Source organism: Parablastomonas sp. CN1-191 (genome assembly GCF_049354825.1).
Lineage (GTDB): Bacteria > Pseudomonadota > Alphaproteobacteria > Sphingomonadales > Sphingomonadaceae > Novosphingobium.
On sequence record NZ_CP186480.1, the window covers coordinates 1,858,611 to 1,876,909 of the forward strand.

Consider the following 18,299-nt stretch of genomic DNA (forward strand, 5'->3'; position numbering starts at 1 on the left):
CCGCCCCGGCCATCCGGCCATGATGAAAGGTACTGCCCCCATGGATACCGTTGTTACCGTTTCCGATCCGCTCGACGCCTCGTTCGACCTGGTCGCACGGGCCGATGCCGCCGACGCGGCGATCGGCGCGCTTCGCGGCGATGTCGACGAGGTGAAGGCGCGGCTCGACAAGGTCGCCCGGGCCGCGACGCGCCCCGCGCTGGACGGCGGCGCCGCGCCGTCGGTCGAGCTCAAGGGCTTCGTCGACGGCTACTTGCGCCGCGGCCGCGAGACCGAGCTGAAATCGCTGACCCAGGGCGTCGGCGGCGACGGCGGCTATGCCGTCCCGCGCGAGATCGACGCCATGATCGCCCGGCAGCTGGCCGCCATCAGCCCGATCCGAGCGATTGCACAGGTCGTCCAGACCGGCACCAGCGGCTATCGCAAGCTGATCACCACCGGCGCCCCCGCGTCGGGCTGGGTCAGCGAGACGGCCACCCGTCCCGACACCGGCACGCCCAAGTTCGTCGAGATCGTGCCCCCCTCGGGTGAGCTTTATGCCAACCCCTCGGCCAGCCAGGCCATGCTCGACGATGCGGCGTTCGACCTCGAAAGCTGGCTGGCGGACCAGATCGCCAGCGAGTTCGCCCGCGCCGAAGGGGCCGCGTTCGTGAACGGCACCGGCATCAACCAGCCCAAGGGCTTCCTGGCCGCGCCGACCAGCGCCGCCAACGATGCCAGCCGCCCGTTCGGGACGCTGCAGATGACCGCCACGGGCAATGCCACCGGCTTCGATACCGCGCCCGAGCTGAAGCTGATCGACCTGGTCCACACGCTGAAGGCCGGGCACCGCCAGGGCGCCTGCTTCGTCATGAACTCCGCCACGCTGGCGCAAGTGCGCAAGTTCAAGGCCGCCGACGGCAGCTTCATCTGGCAGGCGGGCATCATGGCCGGCCAGCCCGACCGGCTGCTGGGCTACCCGGTGGTCGAGGCCGAGGACATGCCGGACGTCGCCGCGGGCGCCTTTCCGATCGCGTTCGGCAACTTCCATAACGGCTACCTGATCGCCGAGCGCCGGAGCACGTCGATCCTGCGCGACCCGTTCACCAACAAGCCGTTCGTGAACTTCTACGCGACCAAGCGGATCGGCGGGCAGGTGCTCGACAGCGACGCGATCAAGCTGCTGAAAATCTCGGCCTAAGGACCGCGCCTTCAGGCTCGAGACCGGCGCCGCGGGTGGTCCCCTCACCCGCGGCGTCACCCCCCTTATTTCTTGAAGAACGGAGGCCGCGATGCAGCGGGTTCTTGCCGCGCCGGTCGATGTGTCGCCGGCCGCGCTATCCGAGCTCAAAGGCTGGCTCGGGATCACCACGCCGGCCACCGATCCGGCCCTGGAAGCGCTGCTGCGCGCGGGCCTGGAGCTGTGCGAAGGCTTCATTGGCCAGATGCCGCTCCAGGCCGAGTGCGAGGAAGTTCTTCCCGCCGCCGCCGCCTGGCAGGCGCTGGCGACGCGCCCGGTGCAGGCAATCACGGCGCTGGAAGGCATCGCCGCAAGCGGCCAGCGCACCGCGCTGGCGGCCACGGCCTATGCGGTCGAGCTCGATGCCGACGGCGTCGGCCGCGTGCTGGTGATGGATGCGGGCGAGGCTGGCCGCGTGGCGGTGCGCTTTACCGCCGGGATCGCCGCCGACTGGCTCGTCCTGCCCGATGCGCTGCGCCAAGGCGTGGTCCGCTATGCCGCCAACGCCTGGAGCGAACGCCAGAGCGCCGAGGCCGCGCCGGCGCTGCCCGCCGCGGTTGCCGCGCTGTGGCAGCCGTGGCGCCGGATGCGGCTGGCATGAGCGGCGATCCCTTCGCCGCGCTGGTCGCGGCCGCGCTGCGCATCGCCGCCGCCCGCCGCGCTGCCCGCGCGCTCAGCCCCGAGCGGCGCTGGCGCGACGCGCGGCTGGTCTGGCCCCGCTTCGCCCGGAAGGAGCCATGATGGAAATCGCCCTGCGCGCCGCGCTGATCGACTGGCTCGAGATGGACCCCGCGCTTGCCGCGCTGAACGCCGTTGTGGAGGAAGCCCCGCTCCGCTCCGAGCTGCCGTGGCTTGCCATCGCCGCCAGCGCCAGTGCCGACTGGAGCACCAAGGACGCCGCCGGCCGCGAAGTCCGCATCGCGCTGGAACTGCATTGCCGCGGCGATGCGCCCGGAACCGCGGCCGGCCTTGTTCGCGCCATCGAAGACCGCATCGCCGCGCTGCCGCCCGACCAGGACGGCTTCGCCGTCGTCACCAGCCAGTTCCTGCGTTCGCGCGCCGAACAGCGCGCCGCGAACACGCGCGCGATCCTGCTCGAATACCGGTTTCGCATCCTGTCCGGCTGACGCCGGCACGGACGGCCGCAACGCCAGCGCGGGCGAACCAACGCATTTTCAAAGAAAGGACATCATCATGCCTGCCCAGAAAGGCGCTTCCTTCCTCCTCAAGCTGGCCGACGGCGAAACGCCGCCGGTCTATCGGACCGTTGCCGGGCTGCGCACCACGCAGATGTCGATCACCGGCGAAACGGTTGTCATCACGTCCAAGGATTCGGGCGGCTGGCGCGAGATCCTGGCGGGCGCCGGGACGCGCCAGGTGTCGGTCAGCGCGGCGGGCATCTTCCTTGGCAGCGACGCCGAGAACCAGCTCCGCGACCTGGCGATGACGGGCCAGCTGGCCGAATGCGAATTGTCGTTCGAGGACGGCGCCAAGCTGCGCGGCCGGTTCGCGGTCGCGCGGCTCGACTACTCGGGCGATTTCAACGGTGAGCGCAACTACACGCTCACGCTCGAAAGCTCGGGCGAGGTCGTGGCGGCATGAGCGAGGCCGACGCAGCACCCAACCCCTGGCGGGGCGAGGCCGCTTTCGCGGTGGCGGGCCGCCGCGTGGTCCTGCGGCCAACGTTCGCCGCCCTGGTGGCGGCAGAGGAAGAACTCGGCCCGCTGTTCGCGCTGGTCGAGCGGGCCGGCGCCGGGCAGCTCAGGCTGGCGGAGATCGCGGCGCTGTTCTGGCACTGCCTGGCCGACCGCGGCGATATTGACCGCAAGGCGCTGGGCGAGGCGCTGATCGCGCAGGGCCTTGCCGCCGCCACCGCGCCGCTGCGCACGCTGCTGTCGCAGATCCTGCAGGGCCGTGGCTGACGAGGCCCGCTTCGGCGCCGGCGCGGCGCGGCTCGTCGGGCTGGCCGCGCGCCTGCTCGGCTGGCGGCCCGACGAGACCTGGCGCGCCACCCCGGCGGACCTTGCCGCGGCGCTGGCACCGCCACCTGAAACCGCCGCGCCGCTGTCGCGCGGCGAACTTGCCCGAATGATGGAGGCCGACGATGTCCGATCCGGTTGATGCCCTGCTGCTTGACGTGCGCGCCAATACCCAGGGCTTTGCCGCCGACGTCCAGGCAATGCGCGGCACGTTCGACGCCACCCTGGTCGATGGCTTCGCCAAGGCCGGCGACGTCCTCGAACGCGGGCTGCTGGGCGCGATCCGCAAGGGCAGCCTGGGTTTCGAAGACCTGAAACGCGCCGCGCTGGGGGTGATCGACCAGATCGCCGCGCAAGCGGTGTCGAGCCTGTTCGCCGGGCTTGGTGGCGGCAAGGGCGGCGGCCTCAACCTCGGCAGCCTGATCGGCTCCATCATGGGATTGCCCGGGCGCGCCACCGGCGGCCCCGTCGCGCCCGACCGCCCTTACCTGGTGGGGGAACGGGGACCGGAGCTGTTCATGCCCGCCAGCGCCGGCAGCATCGTGCCCGGCGCGGCCCAGGCGCCGCGCGACGTGCGCGTTGCCATCACCATTGCAGCGCCGCGCGGCACGTCCGCGCCGCAAGCACTGCAGCGATCGTCGCGGCAGGTCGCCAGCGCGGTGCGCCGCGCGCTCAGCGACTATTGATAAGGGAAGCCGAACGATGGCCTTCTGGTTGGCGACACGCCGCATGAAGCAGGATCGCGACTGGATCCAGCGCTTCGACCCGCGCTTCTGGACCGTGGATTTCCCGCGCCCGGCGCTGGCCGCGCTGACCACACCGGCGCCCGACGCGCTGCGCGTCGACGCGACCTTTCACAACGCCGGCGACCTGGTCGGGCTGATCTGGACCAGCGAGGACACGCTCGACCACCCGCTGCTCGCCTATGAAACCAGCAGCGATTACACGCGCACCACGTTGCGCTTTCGCTGGCGCAGCGGCGGCGTGATCGCGCTGTCCGCCGTCGATGGCCCGACGCTGACGATCGAGGGGCGCGACGCCGCCGGCAGCCCGCGCACCTGGTACGTCAGGCTGTGGAACTACGCCGCCGGCAGCGGCGAGGACGCGGCGATCGTGCTGCCGTTCTCGGCCCTGGCGGAAGGCTGGGCCGCCGACGGCGAGGCGGTGCACCCCGCCGCGATCGACCGGATGTTCGTTTCGCTGGGCCGCCCCGGCCGAGGGCTGGGCCGAGCTGACCGGGATCGCCTGCGACGGCGCGGGCGCGCTGCTCGAGATCGGCGACGTGGTGGTGCCGCCGCACGGGCTGGCGATCGCGACCGCTTATGACGATGCCTGCAACCAGGCCCCGGCACGGCTGCTGCGCGGTGCCCGCCAGCTCGGCTATCGCGGCAGCCTGCTGCACTATGCCGGGATGAGCCACTTCATGCGGCTGGGCGGCGACCAGCTGGTGGCGACGGACGGCGATCCGCTGGCCGCCCCGGCGCGGGCCTGGCACGCGGAGTTCTTCGCGCTTGCCGCCGGCATGGGCTTCGCACCGATCGCGTCGCTGTCCTACGAGCTGCTGGCTGCCCTCTGCCCCGAGGCGTGGCAACAGCGCGCCGCAGACGGCAGCCCGGCGCGGACCGGGTGGGAGCCGCCCTCGGCGCTGCTGTCGCCGGCAAGCGCGGCGGCGATGGGCTGGCTGCAAGCCGCGGCGGCGGCCATCGCGCGGATGCTGAAGGACAGCGGCGCAGCCGTGCGGGTCCAGGTCGGCGAACCGTGGTGGTGGGTCATGCCCGACCGGCGGCCCTGCCTTTACGACGATGCCGCACGCGCCGCGCTGGGGGGCGATCCCCCGGTGATCGCGGACCTGGCGGCGCCGCTCGGCACGGCCGAAACCGACCTGCTCGACCACGCCGGCGCGCTGCTGGCAGCGTCGACCGGCGCCTTGCGCGATGCCGTTCGGGCCGCGGCCGCACCCGCGCCGGCCGAAGTCCTGTTGCTGGCCTTTTTGCCCACCATTCTCGATCCCGCGATGCCCGGCGCCACAAGGATGAACCTGCCGCCGGGCTGGGCAGCGCCCGCCTTCGACCGGCTGCAGGTCGAGGATTACGACTGGCTGACCGCCGGCGCCGATGCCCTGCGCCGCGCGGGCTATGCCGAAGTGGCGGCGCGGCTGGGGTATCCATTGGCCGAGACCGACTACCTGGCCGGCTTCGTCACGCGCCCCGGCGACCTGGCACAGTGGCGCGCGATCGACGGCGGCCTGGGCGAAGCGGCGACGCGCGGCGCGCACGAACGCTTCGTCTGGGCCCTGCCGCAAGTGTGCCGCGACGGGTTCGTGTTCCTTCCCATGAGCGAGGTTGCCATGCAGGCTTTCGATGACGTGTCCTATCCGCTCGCGCTCGGCCGCGATGCCACCGTGATGCCCGAATTCTCGACCAGCGTGGCGACGACCGCCTCGGGGTTCGAGCACCGCAATACCCTGTGGTCGAACGCGCGGCTGCATTTCGACATCGGGCCCGGCATCCGCTCCGACGCCGAACTGGGCACCCTGATCGCGTTTTTCCGCGCGCGGCGCGGCGCGGCGCGCGGGTTCCGCCTGCGCGATCCCTCCGATTTCAGCTCCAATGGCATGACGGGCATCCCGGCACCGGTGGACCAGGTCATCGGCGCCGGTGACGGACTGACGGCCAGCTTCGCGCTGATCAAGCGCTACGGCGAAGGCGACGAGGCCCAGCCGCGGCGGATCACGCGTCCGGTTGTCGGCAGCGTGGCGATTGCTGTGAACGGCGCCGTGGCCGACGGATGGACCCTGGGCGAGCACGGCATCGTGACCTTCAGCGCCGCCCCGCCCGCCGGCGCCGCAGTCACCGCCGGGTTCCTGTTCGACGTTCCGGTCCGCTTCGCCGAGGATCGCCTGCAGGTTTCCGGCGCGGCCTTTGCCGCGGGCGAGGCGCCGTCGGTTCCGGTCATCGAAGTACGCGAGGCGGCATGAGCCGGGTCTGGTTCGCCGGCGCGCTCGACACCGCGGCGATGTACTGGCGGGTCGAGCGGCGCGACGGCGTCACCCTGGGGATGACCACGCACGACCGCGACCTCTGGTTCGCAGGCGTCTGCCACTACGCCGCGCCGGGGATGCTGCCGTCCGCGATCCGGCGCAGCGATCGCCTGGAGGAGGATAGCGCCGAGGTGACCGGTGCGCTGACGGACGAGGCGATATCCGAGGACGATCTCGCGCTCGGCCGTTTCGATGGCGCCCGCGTGACGATCGGCATGGTCGACTGGGAAACCGCCGAGGCCGCGCCGCTCTATGCCGGGACGCTTGGCGGGGTGAGCGAGGAGGACGGATCGTTCCGCGCCGCGCTGCAATCGCGCAAGGCCGAGCTCGACGCCGACCCGGTCCCGCGCACGTCGCCCGGCTGCCGCGCGCAATTTTGCGGTCCCGGCTGCACGCTTTCGGCAGCGCGCTTCACTCACGAGGCGGTGCTGACCGGTGGCGACGGCGAGGAATGCGCAATCGCGATCGCGTGCCCCGTGCCGCTGGCAAGCCTTGTCAGCGGGACGGTGCGCTGGCTCGACGGCGTTTATGCGGGCATCGCGATGGGCATCGCCGGGCTGGCCGGCACGGACCAGCTGGCACTCGACACGCCGCTCGACCGCGGGCTGGACATCGGCGCGCGGCTGCTGGTTCGCGAAGGCTGCGACCGGACCCTGGAAACCTGCGCCGACCGGTTTGCCAACGCGGTCAACTTTCGCGGCGAACCGTTCCTGCCCGGCAATGACCTGGTCGCCCGCTATCCGGCGCCCGGCCAATGACCGGGGCGGCGCTGGCGGCAGCGGCGGAGAGCCTGCTGGGCACGCCGTTTCGCCTCCACGGCCGCGATCCGCAGCGCGGGCTCGACTGTGTCGGGCTGCTCGAGGCGGCACTGCGGATGGCAGGGCACGCTACCGTGCTTCCACGCGGCTATACGCTGCGCCTGGCGGACCCCGCGGACTGGCTGCCGCTGCCGGGTCCCCTTGGCTTCGGCGCCGCGTCCGGCGCGGCGCGGGCAGGGGACGCCTTGCTGCTGCGCACCGGGCCCGGCCAGGCGCATGTCGTCATCGTCGCCGCCGACGGTGCGGCCATCCACGCCCACGCGGGCCTGCGCCGCGTCGTCAAGGCGCCGCGCGGCGCGGACGAGGTCATCATCGCCCATTGGCGTCTCGAGAAGGAAACCGACTGATGGCCACGCTCTTTCTGTCGGCGGTCGGCACGGTCGTCGGCGGTCCGCTTGGCGGCGCGCTCGGCGCGATCGCCGGGCGCCAGATCGATACGCTGGCGTTCAAGCCGGGCACCCGCGAAGGCGCGCGCCTGGCCGAGCTGTCGGTCGCGACGTCGAACTACGGCGCGCCCGTTCCCGCCCAGTTCGGACGAATGCGCACGGCCGGCTCGATCATCTGGGCGACCGACCTGGCCGAACATCGCGACAAGCAAGGCAGCGGCAAGGGCAAACCTGCCACGACGACCTATTCCTATACCGCGTCGTTCGCCGTCGCGGTCTCGAGCCGCCCGATTGCCGGGGTCGGGCGGATCTGGGCCGACGGCAAACTGCTGCGCGGTGCAGCGGGCGACCTCAAGGTGGCCGGCACGCTCAGGGTTCACCAGGGCCACGGCGACCAAGCCGCCGATCCCCTGATCGCCGCAGCGGTCGGCGCCGGCCGCTGTCCGGCCTATCGCGGGATGGCCTACGCGGTGTTCGAGGACATCCAGCTCGCCGACTTCGGCAACCGCATCCCGGCGCTGAGCTTCGAGGTGATCGCCGACGATGCGATGCCCAGCCTGGCGGAAATCGTCGCGGCAGCCGCGCCCGGCGTCGCCGTCACTGCCGCCGTCGATGGGCTGGCCGGCTTCGCGCTCGAAGGCGCGCTGGGCGACGCGCTCGACGCGATTTGCGCGGTCCGGCCCCTGCGCTGTGTCGTCGACGGCGAATCGGTGACCATTGCCGACGAGACGGCCACAGCGCCGCTGCGCCTTGCCGAAGCTGCGGTGGCCAGCGGTGACGGCTTCGGCGGCCGCTCGGGCGCTGCCCGCGAACGCCGCGCCCAGCCGGCGCGGCCGTTCGGCATCCTGCGATATTACGACGTCGCGCGCGATTATCAGCCCGGCAGCCAGCGCGCCGGCGGTGCGACCCCGGCGCTGCAGGCGCGCACGATAGAGCTGCCCGCGGCGATGGCCGCAACCGCCGCGCGGCGGATGATCGACCGGGCGGCGCGGCAGGACCGGATCGCGCGCCAGACTCTGGCGTGGCGGTGCGCGCAGCTTGACCCCGCAGCCGGCCCCGGTGTGCTGGCGTCGGTACCCGGTCACCCCGGACGCTGGCGTATCGCCGAGTGGGAACTGCGCGACGGCGGCGTCGAGCTTACGCTTAATCGCGCAGGTCCCGTGCTGCCTGATGCCGTCGCCGCCGCGCCGGGCGAGGTCGTCCCGCCCGCGGACGTGATCGCAGGGCCGACCCGCATCGCCGCGTTCGAGCTGCCGTGGGATGGGATCGGGGCCGGCACGAGCCCGGCGCTGCGGGCGGCGGTTTCGGCCGCCAGCGGGGCCTGGAGCGGAGCGGCGCTGTTCGCCGACCCCGGTGATGGGACGCTGGTTCCGCTTGGCCCCAGCGGCCGGACGCGCGCGGTGATGGGAACCGTCACCACCGCGCTTGCACCCGCCTCGCCGCACCTGGTTGACCGGACGAGCGCGTTGGAGGTCACGCTCGTGGATCCGGGGATGGACTTGCCGCCAGCCTCGCTGGCGCAATGCCTGCAAGGCGCCAACCGCGCACTGGTCGGTGAAGAACTGCTACAGTTCGCAGATGCGGTGCCGCTGGGCGGCGGCAGATGGCAATTGCGCGGCCTGCTGAGGGGCCGGGGCGGGACCGAAGCGGCGATCGGCGGACACCAGGCTGGCGAGGCGTTCATCCTGCTCGACGGGACCGAGGTTCCGCTCGATCCTGCGATCGTCGGCGAGCGGCCGGGCGTTACCATTGCCGCCATCGGCGCCAACGATGCCGAACCGGCGCACAGTGCGATCGCGATGGCAGGCGCGACGCGGCGGCCGCTGTCACCCGTCCACGGCCGGTGCGTTCGCCCGGCCGGCGGAGGCCTGGCGCTGTCCTGGACCCGGCGTGCCCGCGGCGCCTGGCAATGGCTGGACGGGGTGGAGACCCCGCTCAACGAGCAGTCGGAAAGCTATCTGGTGCGCTTCGTTGGCGCGGACGGCACCGAGCGGAACTGGCAGGTCGCGGTACCGGCCATGACCCTGGATTCCGCGGCGGCCTCGGCCTTGCCCGGCGGCGGCTGGTTCGAGATCCGTCAGCAGGGCGATCTCGGCCTGTCTCTACCACTGCTCATCGCCCTTCCCTGATCACGAACAAGGACCCTTCCGATGGCCGATCCTATCGCTTTCGACAGCGCCACCGCCCGCTTTTCCCTGCCCCTGCTCTTTGCCGGACAGGCCCAGAAGGAACTGACCGTCAACGAAAGCGCAGCGCGCCTCGACGCCGTGCTGCACGCCTGCGTGGAAGGGACGCGTTCGGACCCGCCCGCGGCACCGGTCGAGGGCGAATGCTGGCTGGTGGCGGCAGACGGTATCGACGCCTGGGCAGGGCGCGATGGTTGCCTGGCAAGCTTTGCCGGGGGGAGCTGGCTGTTCGTCGAACCACGCGACGGCATCCGGGCCTATGACCGGGCGGCCCGAAACACCTGGTTCCATGTCGGCGGGACGTGGCTCAGTCCCGCGCGGCCCGCGCTGCCCCTAGGCGGGGCGACGGCCGACTCCGACGCGCGCACGGCCATCGCGGCGATGTATGGTATTCTTGCAACACTCGGATTGATTCCTCCCGAGTAGCTGGAACCCTTGGCTGCCGCCTGCATTGAGCGCACTGAACGTTGACTGCCAACGTTCCCTGCAGGGAGAGCCGGGAAAAGGGCCAGAAACATTTTCGCGGCTTTACTGCAACAGCTTCACGGTTTTGTGCGCTTGCGCGCTTGATTCGAAGCAGTTAGACACATGACCACTCGGTGGCTCATCTACAAAAGGGGAATGCTATAATGCGGAAACTTGTCATAGGGATGGCGCTGGCCTCGACGGCCCTCGCTACGCCTGCGCTCGCTCGCAATGATGCTTGGTATATCGAGGGCGAAGCCGGCCCGATGATCGTCGAAGACACCAAGTTCGACGTTGGTACCACGAACGATGGCGTGACCATCGATCACCACGTTGGTGGCGATGCCGGTGCCTCGATCGGTTACGACTTCGGCGGTTTCCGTCTCGAAGCCGAAGCCAGCTACAAGAAGGCGAACCCGCAGGCCCTCACGTCGATCGTGACGGTTCCGTCGTCGGGCACGACGCTGACGACCTCGTCGCCGGCCGGCATGTACGACTACGTTGGCGGCCGTGCCGACAACCTGGCGTTCATGCTCAACGGCATGCTCGACTTCGGTGCCGATGACGGCATCCAGGGCTTCGTCGGTGCCGGTGCCGGTATCGGCCGTGCGAAGTATCGTTACTCGATCCGCAACGGCGGCCCGGGCTTCATCGATGATTCGGACAGCGGCTTTGCCTGGCAGGCCCTGGCGGGCGTCCGCGCTCCGCTGACCGACATGATCGACGTTGGCCTGAAGTATCGCTTCTTCAACCAGAACAACATCGATCTGGTCGACTCGGCTGGCCGCGCGGTTTCGACCAAGTGGCGTTCGCACAGCCTCCTCGGCACCATCACCTTCAACTTCGGTGGTGCTCCGGACGTGATCCCGACCCCGCCGCCGCCGCCGGCTCCGCCGCCGCCGCCGCCGCCGCCGCCGCCGCCGCCGGTCGTCGCCCAGTGCAACAAGGGCCCGTACATCGTGTTCTTCGACTGGGATAAGTCGGACATCACGCCGGAAGCCGCGTCGATCCTCGACAGCGCCGTGACCGCGTACGCCAACTGCCAGAGCGTGCCGATCATGCTCGCCGGCTATGCGGACCGTTCGGGTACGGTGCAGTACAACCTGGGTCTGTCGGCTCGCCGTAACGACTCGGTCCGTGCGTACCTGACCTCGCACGGTATCCCGGATGGTTCGATCACGAGCCAGGCCTTCGGTGAAAGCAACCCGCGCGTCCCGACTGCGGACGGTGTGCGCGAACTGCAGAACCGTCGCGTCGAGATCACTTACGGTCCGGGTTCGGGCATGTAAGCTCTCGGCTCTGCCGAAAACGAATGGGGGGTCGGAGCAATCCGGCCCCTTTTTCGTTGCACCATCGAACCGATGGAGGATTGCCCGATGATCCGTACCCTTGCCGCACTAAGCCTGCCCGCACTTGCCCTCGCCGCTTGCACGACAACCGGCAGCTCGTTTGCCGCCCGCGATGGCCAGGGCACGTTTTACGCCGCCGACGGTTCGCTCAGGGGCACCGCGGCGCTGGTCCGGACCGGAGACCGCCTCACGCTGGCCATCGCCACGCAGGGGCTGCCGGCGGGTCAGCACGGCATTCACCTTCACATGACCGGCCGCTGCGATGCTCCGGATTTCACGACTGCCGGCGGCCACCTCAACCCCGGGCAGCACCAGCACGGAACAATGAACCCGGCCGGGCATCACCTCGGTGACTTGCCGAACCTCGTGGTCAATTCAGCGGGCGTCGGCACGCTTACTGCCGAACTGGGCGGCTCCGCCAGCGAGATCGAAAGCGCGCTCTTCGATGCCGATGGCTCTGCGATCGTCATCCACGCCGGACCGGACGACTACAAGACCGATCCCAGCGGCAACAGCGGCGGCCGCATCGCCTGTGCGATCCTGAAGCGCACCTAGGCCGCGGCAGCGCGCTCGGCCAGCGTGCGCTCGGCACGCGGCACGGAGCGATACGCGAAGATCAGTAGAATGGTCGCGATCGGCGCCAGGGCGATCAGCGACAGGACGCCCGCGCGCAAGTCTCCCACCGGCTTGCCATTGACACTGCCGCCGGCAAGATCGGAAATCTGCCCCACCAGGTATGGTCCGAACGAGAGGCCGATCAGCGTCGTTCCCAGGAAGAATGCCGCGGTTGCCGTTCCGCGCATGCGCGGCAGGACCAGATCCTGCGTCGTCGCCGCAGCAGCACCTAGCGCGGCCGCGCCGAACATCCCGGCGAGAAAGTTCATCGCGTAGAAGAGCGCGGCGTTGGCAGTTGTGTAACCAACCCAGATCGGCACGATCGGCGCCAGCACACCGAAGAGGATGACAAGCACCCGTCCGGCCGGATTGCGGGCGCGCAAGGCGTCGGCGACGCGTCCGCCGATGATCACGCCAAGGAACCCGGCGATCGCCCCGTTGGCCCCCAGGATGAAGGCAAGTTCCGACTTGGGCAGCTTGAGCACCGTTTCGGCATAAGGCGCAGCCCAGAACGAGAGCGCGTATGCCACCAGCGATACCAGCCCGTATCCCAGGGTCGTGCAGACGAACGCAGGGGTTCCCCAGATCAGGCGATATGTAGCCGGATCCGACTGGCGCAGCGATGATGCCCACGAGAACACGGCATAATAGCCGAAGGCAACGGCTGACCACTGCGGGACGTTGCCGGTCAGCCGGATCATCGCGGCCGCGACCAGGACCATTGCCGCCGCGAACAGAAGGTTGATGGCCAGCGCGGCCGGCCCGCGGCGCAGGGCAGAGATCGCCGTGAACGGCGGTATGATCCGCGCCAGATCGGTGAAGAAATCGCGCCATGGGTGCGTCTGGTCGGCGCTATCGGCATTGCGTGCCGGTTCGCGCAGATTTGCCACCCACAGCGCCATCAGCAAGCCGGGGACCCCGACCGCCAGGAACGCGGCCTGCCATCCCACCAGGCCGAACGGACCACCGCCCGGGTAAGCCGCGTTCCACGTCTTGCCGATCGATGCCCCGATCAACAGCGACACGCCGCCGCCAAGGTAAATGCCCGACGAATAGATCGCCAGCGCGGTCGCCTTGCGGCTGGCCGGGAAATAGTCTGAAATCAGCGAATAGGCCGTCGGGCTGGCGGTCGCCTCGCCCACGCCGACGCCCATGCGGGCGAACGTCAGCATCACGTGGTTGCGGGCAAAGCCCGACAGGGCCGTCATGGCCGACCATAACGCCAGGCCGATGGTCAGCAGGCTGACGCGCCGCCAGCTGTCGGCCAGCCGCCCGAGCGGGATACCGAACAAGGCGTAAAACACGGCGAACGCAGCGCCGCCAAGAAAACCAAGGTCGCCATCGGTCAGCTTGAGATCGGCCTTGATGTCGACCGCCAGGATGCTGAGGATCTGCCGGTCGATGAAATTGAGGATGTAGACCAGCACCAGTACGAACAGAACGTACCAGCTATACCCGCCGACCTTCGCCTTCTCAGCCTCCACCATGCTTCTTATCCTTGTGTGTCGTAGCGGGTCGGATCGTGGACGCCGGCATCGGCAAAGCCGGCGCGCCGCAACCGGCAGCTGTCGCACAGCCCGCAGGCCAGCCCGCCGGGTGCGGGGTCATAACATGACCAACTCATCCCCGGATCGAGCCCTAGCCGCTGCGCCTCGCGCGCGATGTCGGCCTTGCCCAGGTGCTGGAGTGGGGCGCGGATACGGAATTCCGATCCCTCGGCACCGGCCTTCGTGGCAAGGTTGGCGATGTCCTGAAAGGCGGCGATGAATTCGGGCCGGCAATCCGGATAGCCCGAATAGTCGAGCGCATTGACCCCGATGAAAATGTCGCGCGAACCGATTGCCTCGGCCCAGGCGAGCGTCAGGGAGAGGAACAGCAGGTTCCGCCCCGGCACGTACGTGACGGGGATATCCGGCCCCACCCCGTCCTTGGGCACCGCGATGCCCTCATCGGTCAGCGCCGAGCCGCCAAAGCGCGAGAGGTCAAGCGGCAGGATCACGTGGCGCCGCGCGTGAAGGCGGGCCGCAATCGTCAGAGCTGCGTCAAGCTCGCGCCGGTGGCGCTGGTTGTAATCGATCGTAAGCGCGTTGATCGCGAAGCCCTGTTCGCGCGCCAGCGCGGCTGCGACCATCGAATCGAGGCCGCCCGAAAGCAGGATAACGGCATCGCCGCGCGGGTACTCTTCCGGATGGGCCACGCCAGAACAGCTAGTCCGGGCGCCTGCCGCTGGCAACCGCAGGACCAGATCGATTGCTCATCGGGCCGGGTTTTACGCCGGAATTTCGAAGATCCGCGAACAGAATGCGCAATCGACCTCGATCATCCCGCTATCGGCCCGCATCGCGGCACGCTCCTCGGGCGGGAAACGCTCGATAAGGTCGCGGTAATGCTCGACGCTGCAACGACATCCTCGCACGATCGGGCAGCCTTGCGATACGGTGATCTCGCCGTCATCGTGGAACAGCCGCCAGACGATCGTTTCGAGCGAAAGTTCACGGTCGACCAGTTCGTCATGTCGCAGGCTGCCCGCCATCGCCGCGACGTGCTGCCACTCGGGATGATCCATGCGCACGTGCAGGCGCTCGCGGCCTTCCTCGCCCTCAGCCAGGTGCTGGACCAGCAGCCCCCCGGCCACGCAGCCGCCGGCGTCGCCGCGGACGCCGACGCGGATCAGCGTCGGCACCTGCTCGGACTGGGCGAAATAGAGCTCGCAGGCTTCGGCCAGCGATGCACCTTCAAGCGGCACCACGCCCTGGTAGCGCTGACCCGTGCTGGCGAGATCGAACGTGATCGCCAGGTAGCCGCGCCCGAACAGCGCCTCGAGGCCAAGATTGGGCCCGGCGCTGCCCAGCCGCTCGGCATCGTGGCGTACATAGCCGCGCAGTTCGCCGTTGCGAAAATCGCACGCGAGCAGATCGACGATGCCCCCTTCGGTCTGGGCTTGGAGCGTCATCTGCCCCTCATCGTCCTTCAGCAAGCCGCCCAGCAGCGCAGTCAGCACCAGCGCTTCGGCAAGCAGATGCTTGATCGCCGGCGGGTAGGCATGCGCGGCAAGGATCGTGTCGAGCGTCGGACCGAGCCGGACGACACGCCCCCGGGCATGGCGGTCGGGGACCGAGAAGCGCAACAGCCGGTCGAACCCGGTCTCGCCCGCCGCGATGGGCTGATCGTCGCTCACAATTGGCCGAAGCACCAGCGCAGCACCGACTTCTGCGCATGGATCCTGTTCTCGGCTTCGTCCCAGACCGCCGATTGCGGCCCATCGATAACCGCGTCGGTCACTTCCTCGCCGCGGTGCGCGGGCAGGCAGTGCAGGAACGTCGCCCCGGCGGCGGCGCGGGCCATCAACGCCGGGTCGACCTGGTAAGGCGCCATCGCCGCCAGTTTGTCATCCGCGTGGTCCTGGCCCATCGACACCCAGGTGTCCGTAACCACGACGTTCGCGCCGCTCGCCGCTTCGGCCGCGTCGCGCGTAAGCGTCACGCGCGCGCCGGATGCGTTCGCCGCCTCCGCCCAGCGCGGATCGGGTTCATAGCCCTGCGGCACGGCGATCCGGACGTTGAATTTCATCAGCCCGGCGGCCTCGATGATCGAGTGCAGCACGTTGTTGCCGTCGCCCAGCCACGCGACCTCGAGACCTGGCAGCGCATGTCCGCGTTCGATCAGGGTCAGCAGGTCGGCCATGATCTGGCAGGGGTGCGAGGCGTCGGTCAGCCCGTTTATGACCGGTACGGTGGCGTAATGCGCCAGTTCCTCGATCTTGGCGTGATCGCCGGTGCGGATCATGATGGCATCGACCATGCGGCTGAGTACCCTTGCGGTGTCCGCGATGGTCTCGCCGCGGCCCAGCTGGGTCGTGCCGGCGTCCATCACGATGGCACTGCCCCCCAGTTGGCGCATCGCCACGTCGAAACTGACCCGCGTGCGCGTAGAAGCCTTCTCGAAGATCATGCCGAGTATGCGTCCGCCGAGCGGCGCATCGGCATCGACCTTGCCCTTGGGCCAGCCGGTTCGTGCGCCCTTTCGGTCGAGCGCGTCGGCCAGCATCGCCGCGACGGCATCGCCGCCGGCGTCGGACAAGTCGAGGAAATGCCGGGTCACGCAGCGACCGGCGCGTAGCTGGCCGCCCCTGCCGACAGCTTGTCCATGAACTCTTCGATTTCCGCGTCGCCGATGACCAGCGGCGGGACTAGCCGCAACGTGTTGTCGCCGGCGGCAACGGTCAGGAGCTGGTGATTGTCGCGCAAGTGGGCAACGAAGGCGCGGGGTTCCTGCCGCATCTTCACGCCCAGCATCAGGCCCTTGCCGCGAACGAGTTCGAACAGTTCCGGATAGTTGCCGATGAACTGTTCGAGCCGAGCGCGCAGCCGGTCCGAGGTAGTACGCACGTGGCCCAGGAATTCGTCATTCGCGACCGCGCCAAGCACGGCCTCGCCCGCCGCCATCGCCAGCGGGTTGCCCCCGTACGTTGATCCGTGGCTGCCGATCTGCATGCCGCGCGCGGCCTTCTCTGTCGCCAGGCAAGCGCCAAGCGGGAAGCCGCCGCCGATACCCTTGGCAGTGGCGAGGATATCGGGCTCGATCCCGTACTGTTCGTACGCGTACATCGTCCCGGTGCGCGCGACGCCGGTCTGCACCTCGTCCAGCACCAGCATCAGGTCGTTGGCATCGGCAAGGTCGCGCAGGCCCTTCATGAAAGCATCGGAGGCCGGGCGGATACCGCCCTCGCCCTGAACCGGCTCGACCAGGAAGCCTGCGGTATGGGGCCCGATCGCAGCGCGGGCACCGTCCAGATCGTCAAAGTCGACGTACTTGAAGCCTTCGAGCAGCGGCATGAAGCCCTTGTGCATCTTGTCCTGCGAGGAGGCGCTGATCGTGGCCATCGTGCGCCCGTGAAAGGCGTTGTTGAACGTGATCAGTTCATAGCGCTGCGTGTCGCCGGCATGCTGGTGATAGGCGCGCGCGGTCTTGATGGCGCACTCCACGGCTTCGGCGCCCGAATTGGTGAAGAACACCGTGTCAGCAAAGGTCAGGTCGACAAGGCGCTGTGCCAGCTTCTCGCCCTGGGGGCTGCCATAGAGGTTGGAGACGTGCATCAGCGTCTCGGCCTGCTTCTGGATGGCGCCGATCAGTCCGGGGTGCGAATGGCCCAGGATGTTGACCGCGATGCCGGCGGCGAAATCGAGATATCGCCGGCCGTCCTCGCCGATCAGATGGCAGTGCTCACCGCGCACCGGCCGAAAGGCGCAGCGCGGGTAGACGGGCATCAGCGGCGTGATCGACATGGCAGGTATCCTCGGTAACGCTCCCGGTGGAACAGCTGAACGACAAATGGCGGCCCACCGGGGACCGCCACTGCCGTTGCATCTAGTTTTTTACCGGCCCGCGGTCAAACTCGCGCAGCCGTTCGGCCCTTCGGCCTGTCGAACGATCAACCCTGATGCGGAACGAGGTTGACCGCCGAGTACTTGCCGCGTCGGTCGACCTCGATGTCGAACTCGAGCCTGTCACCCTCATTGAGGCTGCGCAGGCCCGAACGCTCGACCGCGCTGATGTGCACGAACGCGTCAGGCTGCCCGTCATCGCGGGTGATGAAGCCGAAGCCCTTCATCGCATTGAAGAACTTGACCGTGCCGGTGGCCTTTTCGCCCGTCAGCTCGCGCTGCGGGGCAGCGTCGCGCTCGGGACGGGCGGCAACCGGAATGATGTCGCCTTCGGGAACCAGATCGGTGGCAGAGATCTTGCCGCCGCGATCGACCAGCGTGAACGAGAGCTGCTGCCCTTCGGCCAGGCCTTCGAGACCGGCACGCTCGACCGCACTGATGTGAACGAACACATCCTCGCCGCCGTCTTCGCGCTGGATGAAGCCGAAGCCCTTCTGGCTGTTGAAGAACTTGACGACGCCCTTGCCCTCGCCAACGACCTGGGCCGGCATTCCGCCGCCGCCGCCACCGCCGCCGCGCGGGCCGCCGAAGCCGCCGCCGCTGCGCTGACCGCCGCCGAAGCCGCCGCGATCGCCGCCGCCGAAGCCGCCGCCACCGCCGCCGCCATAGCCGCCACCGCCGCCGCCGCCGCCGAAGCCGCGACCGCCGCCGCCGAAGCCGCCGCGATCACCGCCGCCGCCGCCGCCGCCGCCAAACGGATCGAAGCTGTCTTCGCCGAAACCGTCCCGCTTGTCGCGGCCCCGGCCGCGACGTCCTCTATCGAAACCCATAAACCCGAACGTACCTTCGCTTCGCCCC

General features: G+C 69.5%; 20 protein-coding genes and 1 pseudogene. 15 read left to right on the top strand and 6 right to left on the bottom strand.

The genetic code is table 11. The features are described from left to right. Positions 1-40 precede the first annotated feature (40 nt). From ACOYW6_RS09225 to ACOYW6_RS09295, 15 genes and pseudogenes are all read left to right on the top strand, one after another. The gene (locus ACOYW6_RS09225) at positions 41-1,180 is read left to right on the top strand and encodes a phage major capsid protein (RefSeq protein WP_423141032.1); all 1,140 of its coding nucleotides are present in this window, start codon (positions 41-43) and stop codon (positions 1,178-1,180) included. 91 nt (positions 1,181-1,271) lie between these two features. After that, positions 1,272-1,820: a head-tail connector protein gene (locus ACOYW6_RS09230; protein ID WP_423141033.1), complete on the top strand. Its 549-nt coding sequence runs from the start codon at positions 1,272-1,274 to the stop codon at positions 1,818-1,820. Further along, a complete protein-coding gene (locus tag ACOYW6_RS09235) occupies positions 1,817-1,960 on the top strand; it encodes a hypothetical protein (RefSeq protein WP_423141034.1) in 144 nt (47 codons plus the stop codon). Before ACOYW6_RS09230 ends, ACOYW6_RS09235 begins: the two co-directional genes overlap by 4 nt. Further along, positions 1,957-2,346 carry a DUF3168 domain-containing protein gene (locus ACOYW6_RS09240; protein ID WP_423141035.1) on the top strand — a complete coding sequence of 130 codons (390 nt, stop codon included), beginning with the start codon at positions 1,957-1,959 and terminating at the stop codon, positions 2,344-2,346. Before ACOYW6_RS09235 ends, ACOYW6_RS09240 begins: the two co-directional genes overlap by 4 nt. A gap of 67 nt (positions 2,347-2,413) precedes the next feature. After that, entirely contained in the window at positions 2,414-2,821 is a 408-nt protein-coding gene (locus ACOYW6_RS09245) for a phage major tail protein, TP901-1 family (RefSeq protein WP_423141036.1), read from the top strand. Next, complete coding sequence (locus ACOYW6_RS09250; protein ID WP_423141037.1) at positions 2,818-3,141, top strand: gene transfer agent family protein; 324 nt, start codon at positions 2,818-2,820, stop codon at positions 3,139-3,141. Before ACOYW6_RS09245 ends, ACOYW6_RS09250 begins: the two co-directional genes overlap by 4 nt. Then, positions 3,134-3,340: a phage tail assembly chaperone gene (locus ACOYW6_RS09255; protein WP_423141038.1), complete on the top strand. Its 207-nt coding sequence runs from the start codon at positions 3,134-3,136 to the stop codon at positions 3,338-3,340. The genes ACOYW6_RS09250 and ACOYW6_RS09255 overlap by 8 nt, the downstream gene beginning before the upstream one ends. After that, positions 3,324-3,884, top strand: a complete 561-nt coding sequence (locus tag ACOYW6_RS09260; protein WP_423141039.1) for a tail tape measure protein — start codon at positions 3,324-3,326, stop codon at positions 3,882-3,884. The genes ACOYW6_RS09255 and ACOYW6_RS09260 overlap by 17 nt, the downstream gene beginning before the upstream one ends. A gap of 16 nt (positions 3,885-3,900) precedes the next feature. Continuing rightward, positions 3,901-6,175 (top strand): annotated as a pseudogene (locus ACOYW6_RS09265) (DUF2460 domain-containing protein). Then, positions 6,172-6,996: a DUF2163 domain-containing protein gene (locus ACOYW6_RS09270; RefSeq protein WP_423141040.1), complete on the top strand. Its 825-nt coding sequence runs from the start codon at positions 6,172-6,174 to the stop codon at positions 6,994-6,996. The pseudogene ACOYW6_RS09265 and the gene ACOYW6_RS09270 overlap by 4 nt, the downstream one beginning before the upstream one ends. Beyond that, positions 6,993-7,403, top strand: coding sequence for an NlpC/P60 family protein (locus ACOYW6_RS09275; RefSeq protein WP_423141041.1), 411 nt, complete (start codon positions 6,993-6,995; stop codon positions 7,401-7,403). The genes ACOYW6_RS09270 and ACOYW6_RS09275 overlap by 4 nt, the downstream gene beginning before the upstream one ends. Beyond that, positions 7,403-9,571: a phage tail baseplate protein gene (locus ACOYW6_RS09280; RefSeq protein ID WP_423141042.1), complete on the top strand. Its 2,169-nt coding sequence runs from the start codon at positions 7,403-7,405 to the stop codon at positions 9,569-9,571. The genes ACOYW6_RS09275 and ACOYW6_RS09280 overlap by 1 nt, the downstream gene beginning before the upstream one ends. A gap of 21 nt (positions 9,572-9,592) precedes the next feature. Next, a complete protein-coding gene (locus tag ACOYW6_RS09285; RefSeq protein WP_423141043.1) occupies positions 9,593-10,054 on the top strand; it encodes a DUF2793 domain-containing protein in 462 nt (153 codons plus the stop codon). 203 nt (positions 10,055-10,257) lie between these two features. Beyond that, positions 10,258-11,382 (top strand): OmpA family protein, encoded by a 1,125-nt coding sequence (locus tag ACOYW6_RS09290; protein WP_423141044.1) that lies wholly within the window; start codon positions 10,258-10,260, stop codon positions 11,380-11,382. An 87-nt stretch (positions 11,383-11,469) separates the two neighbouring features. After that, positions 11,470-11,997, top strand: coding sequence for a superoxide dismutase family protein (locus ACOYW6_RS09295; RefSeq protein WP_423141045.1), 528 nt, complete (start codon positions 11,470-11,472; stop codon positions 11,995-11,997). On the opposite strand, the gene ACOYW6_RS09300 is transcribed toward ACOYW6_RS09295, so the two are convergent. The 6 genes from ACOYW6_RS09300 to ACOYW6_RS09325 all read right to left on the bottom strand — a co-directional run bounded on the left by ACOYW6_RS09300 (position 11,994) and on the right by ACOYW6_RS09325 (position 18,271). Then, positions 11,994-13,544, bottom strand: coding sequence for a spinster family MFS transporter (locus ACOYW6_RS09300; RefSeq protein ID WP_423141046.1), 1,551 nt, complete (start codon positions 13,542-13,544; stop codon positions 11,994-11,996). The genes ACOYW6_RS09295 and ACOYW6_RS09300 overlap by 4 nt on opposite strands. A gap of 5 nt (positions 13,545-13,549) precedes the next feature. Further along, positions 13,550-14,188 carry a 7-cyano-7-deazaguanine synthase QueC gene (gene queC / locus ACOYW6_RS09305; protein WP_423143104.1) on the bottom strand — a complete coding sequence of 213 codons (639 nt, stop codon included), beginning with the start codon at positions 14,186-14,188 and terminating at the stop codon, positions 13,550-13,552. A 138-nt stretch (positions 14,189-14,326) separates the two neighbouring features. Next, positions 14,327-15,235 carry an Hsp33 family molecular chaperone HslO gene (locus ACOYW6_RS09310; RefSeq protein WP_423141047.1) on the bottom strand — a complete coding sequence of 303 codons (909 nt, stop codon included), beginning with the start codon at positions 15,233-15,235 and terminating at the stop codon, positions 14,327-14,329. Then, positions 15,232-16,158, bottom strand: coding sequence for an ornithine carbamoyltransferase (argF, locus tag ACOYW6_RS09315; protein WP_423141048.1), 927 nt, complete (start codon positions 16,156-16,158; stop codon positions 15,232-15,234). The genes ACOYW6_RS09310 and argF overlap by 4 nt, the downstream gene beginning before the upstream one ends. Next, positions 16,155-17,342 (bottom strand): aspartate aminotransferase family protein, encoded by a 1,188-nt coding sequence (locus tag ACOYW6_RS09320; protein ID WP_423141049.1) that lies wholly within the window; start codon positions 17,340-17,342, stop codon positions 16,155-16,157. Before ACOYW6_RS09320 ends, argF begins: the two co-directional genes overlap by 4 nt. A gap of 146 nt (positions 17,343-17,488) precedes the next feature. Beyond that, positions 17,489-18,271, bottom strand: a complete 783-nt coding sequence (locus tag ACOYW6_RS09325; RefSeq protein ID WP_423141050.1) for a cold-shock protein — start codon at positions 18,269-18,271, stop codon at positions 17,489-17,491. Positions 18,272-18,299: the final 28 nt, after the last annotated feature.

What these genes read in the sequence shown, in the direction of transcription:
- ACOYW6_RS09240 (WP_423141035.1), top strand. Translation starts at nt 1,957, where the DNA reads ATGATGGAAATCGCCCTGCGCGCCGCGCTGATCGACTGGCTCGAGATG.
- ACOYW6_RS09300 (WP_423141046.1), bottom strand. Translation starts at nt 13,544, where the DNA reads ATGGTGGAGGCTGAGAAGGCGAAGGTCGGCGGGTATAGCTGGTACGTT.
- ACOYW6_RS09285 (WP_423141043.1), top strand. Translation starts at nt 9,593, where the DNA reads ATGGCCGATCCTATCGCTTTCGACAGCGCCACCGCCCGCTTTTCCCTG.
- queC (WP_423143104.1), bottom strand. Translation starts at nt 14,188, where the DNA reads ATGGTCGCAGCCGCGCTGGCGCGCGAACAGGGCTTCGCGATCAACGCG.
- ACOYW6_RS09270 (WP_423141040.1), top strand. Translation starts at nt 6,172, where the DNA reads ATGAGCCGGGTCTGGTTCGCCGGCGCGCTCGACACCGCGGCGATGTAC.
- ACOYW6_RS09280 (WP_423141042.1), top strand. Translation starts at nt 7,403, where the DNA reads ATGGCCACGCTCTTTCTGTCGGCGGTCGGCACGGTCGTCGGCGGTCCG.
- ACOYW6_RS09225 (WP_423141032.1), top strand. Translation starts at nt 41, where the DNA reads ATGGATACCGTTGTTACCGTTTCCGATCCGCTCGACGCCTCGTTCGAC.
- ACOYW6_RS09320 (WP_423141049.1), bottom strand. Translation starts at nt 17,342, where the DNA reads ATGTCGATCACGCCGCTGATGCCCGTCTACCCGCGCTGCGCCTTTCGG.
- ACOYW6_RS09250 (WP_423141037.1), top strand. Translation starts at nt 2,818, where the DNA reads ATGAGCGAGGCCGACGCAGCACCCAACCCCTGGCGGGGCGAGGCCGCT.
- ACOYW6_RS09245 (WP_423141036.1), top strand. Translation starts at nt 2,414, where the DNA reads ATGCCTGCCCAGAAAGGCGCTTCCTTCCTCCTCAAGCTGGCCGACGGC.
- ACOYW6_RS09235 (WP_423141034.1), top strand. Translation starts at nt 1,817, where the DNA reads ATGAGCGGCGATCCCTTCGCCGCGCTGGTCGCGGCCGCGCTGCGCATC.
- ACOYW6_RS09325 (WP_423141050.1), bottom strand. Translation starts at nt 18,271, where the DNA reads ATGGGTTTCGATAGAGGACGTCGCGGCCGGGGCCGCGACAAGCGGGAC.
- ACOYW6_RS09260 (WP_423141039.1), top strand. Translation starts at nt 3,324, where the DNA reads ATGTCCGATCCGGTTGATGCCCTGCTGCTTGACGTGCGCGCCAATACC.
- ACOYW6_RS09230 (WP_423141033.1), top strand. Translation starts at nt 1,272, where the DNA reads ATGCAGCGGGTTCTTGCCGCGCCGGTCGATGTGTCGCCGGCCGCGCTA.
- ACOYW6_RS09295 (WP_423141045.1), top strand. Translation starts at nt 11,470, where the DNA reads ATGATCCGTACCCTTGCCGCACTAAGCCTGCCCGCACTTGCCCTCGCC.
- ACOYW6_RS09290 (WP_423141044.1), top strand. Translation starts at nt 10,258, where the DNA reads ATGCGGAAACTTGTCATAGGGATGGCGCTGGCCTCGACGGCCCTCGCT.
- ACOYW6_RS09275 (WP_423141041.1), top strand. Translation starts at nt 6,993, where the DNA reads ATGACCGGGGCGGCGCTGGCGGCAGCGGCGGAGAGCCTGCTGGGCACG.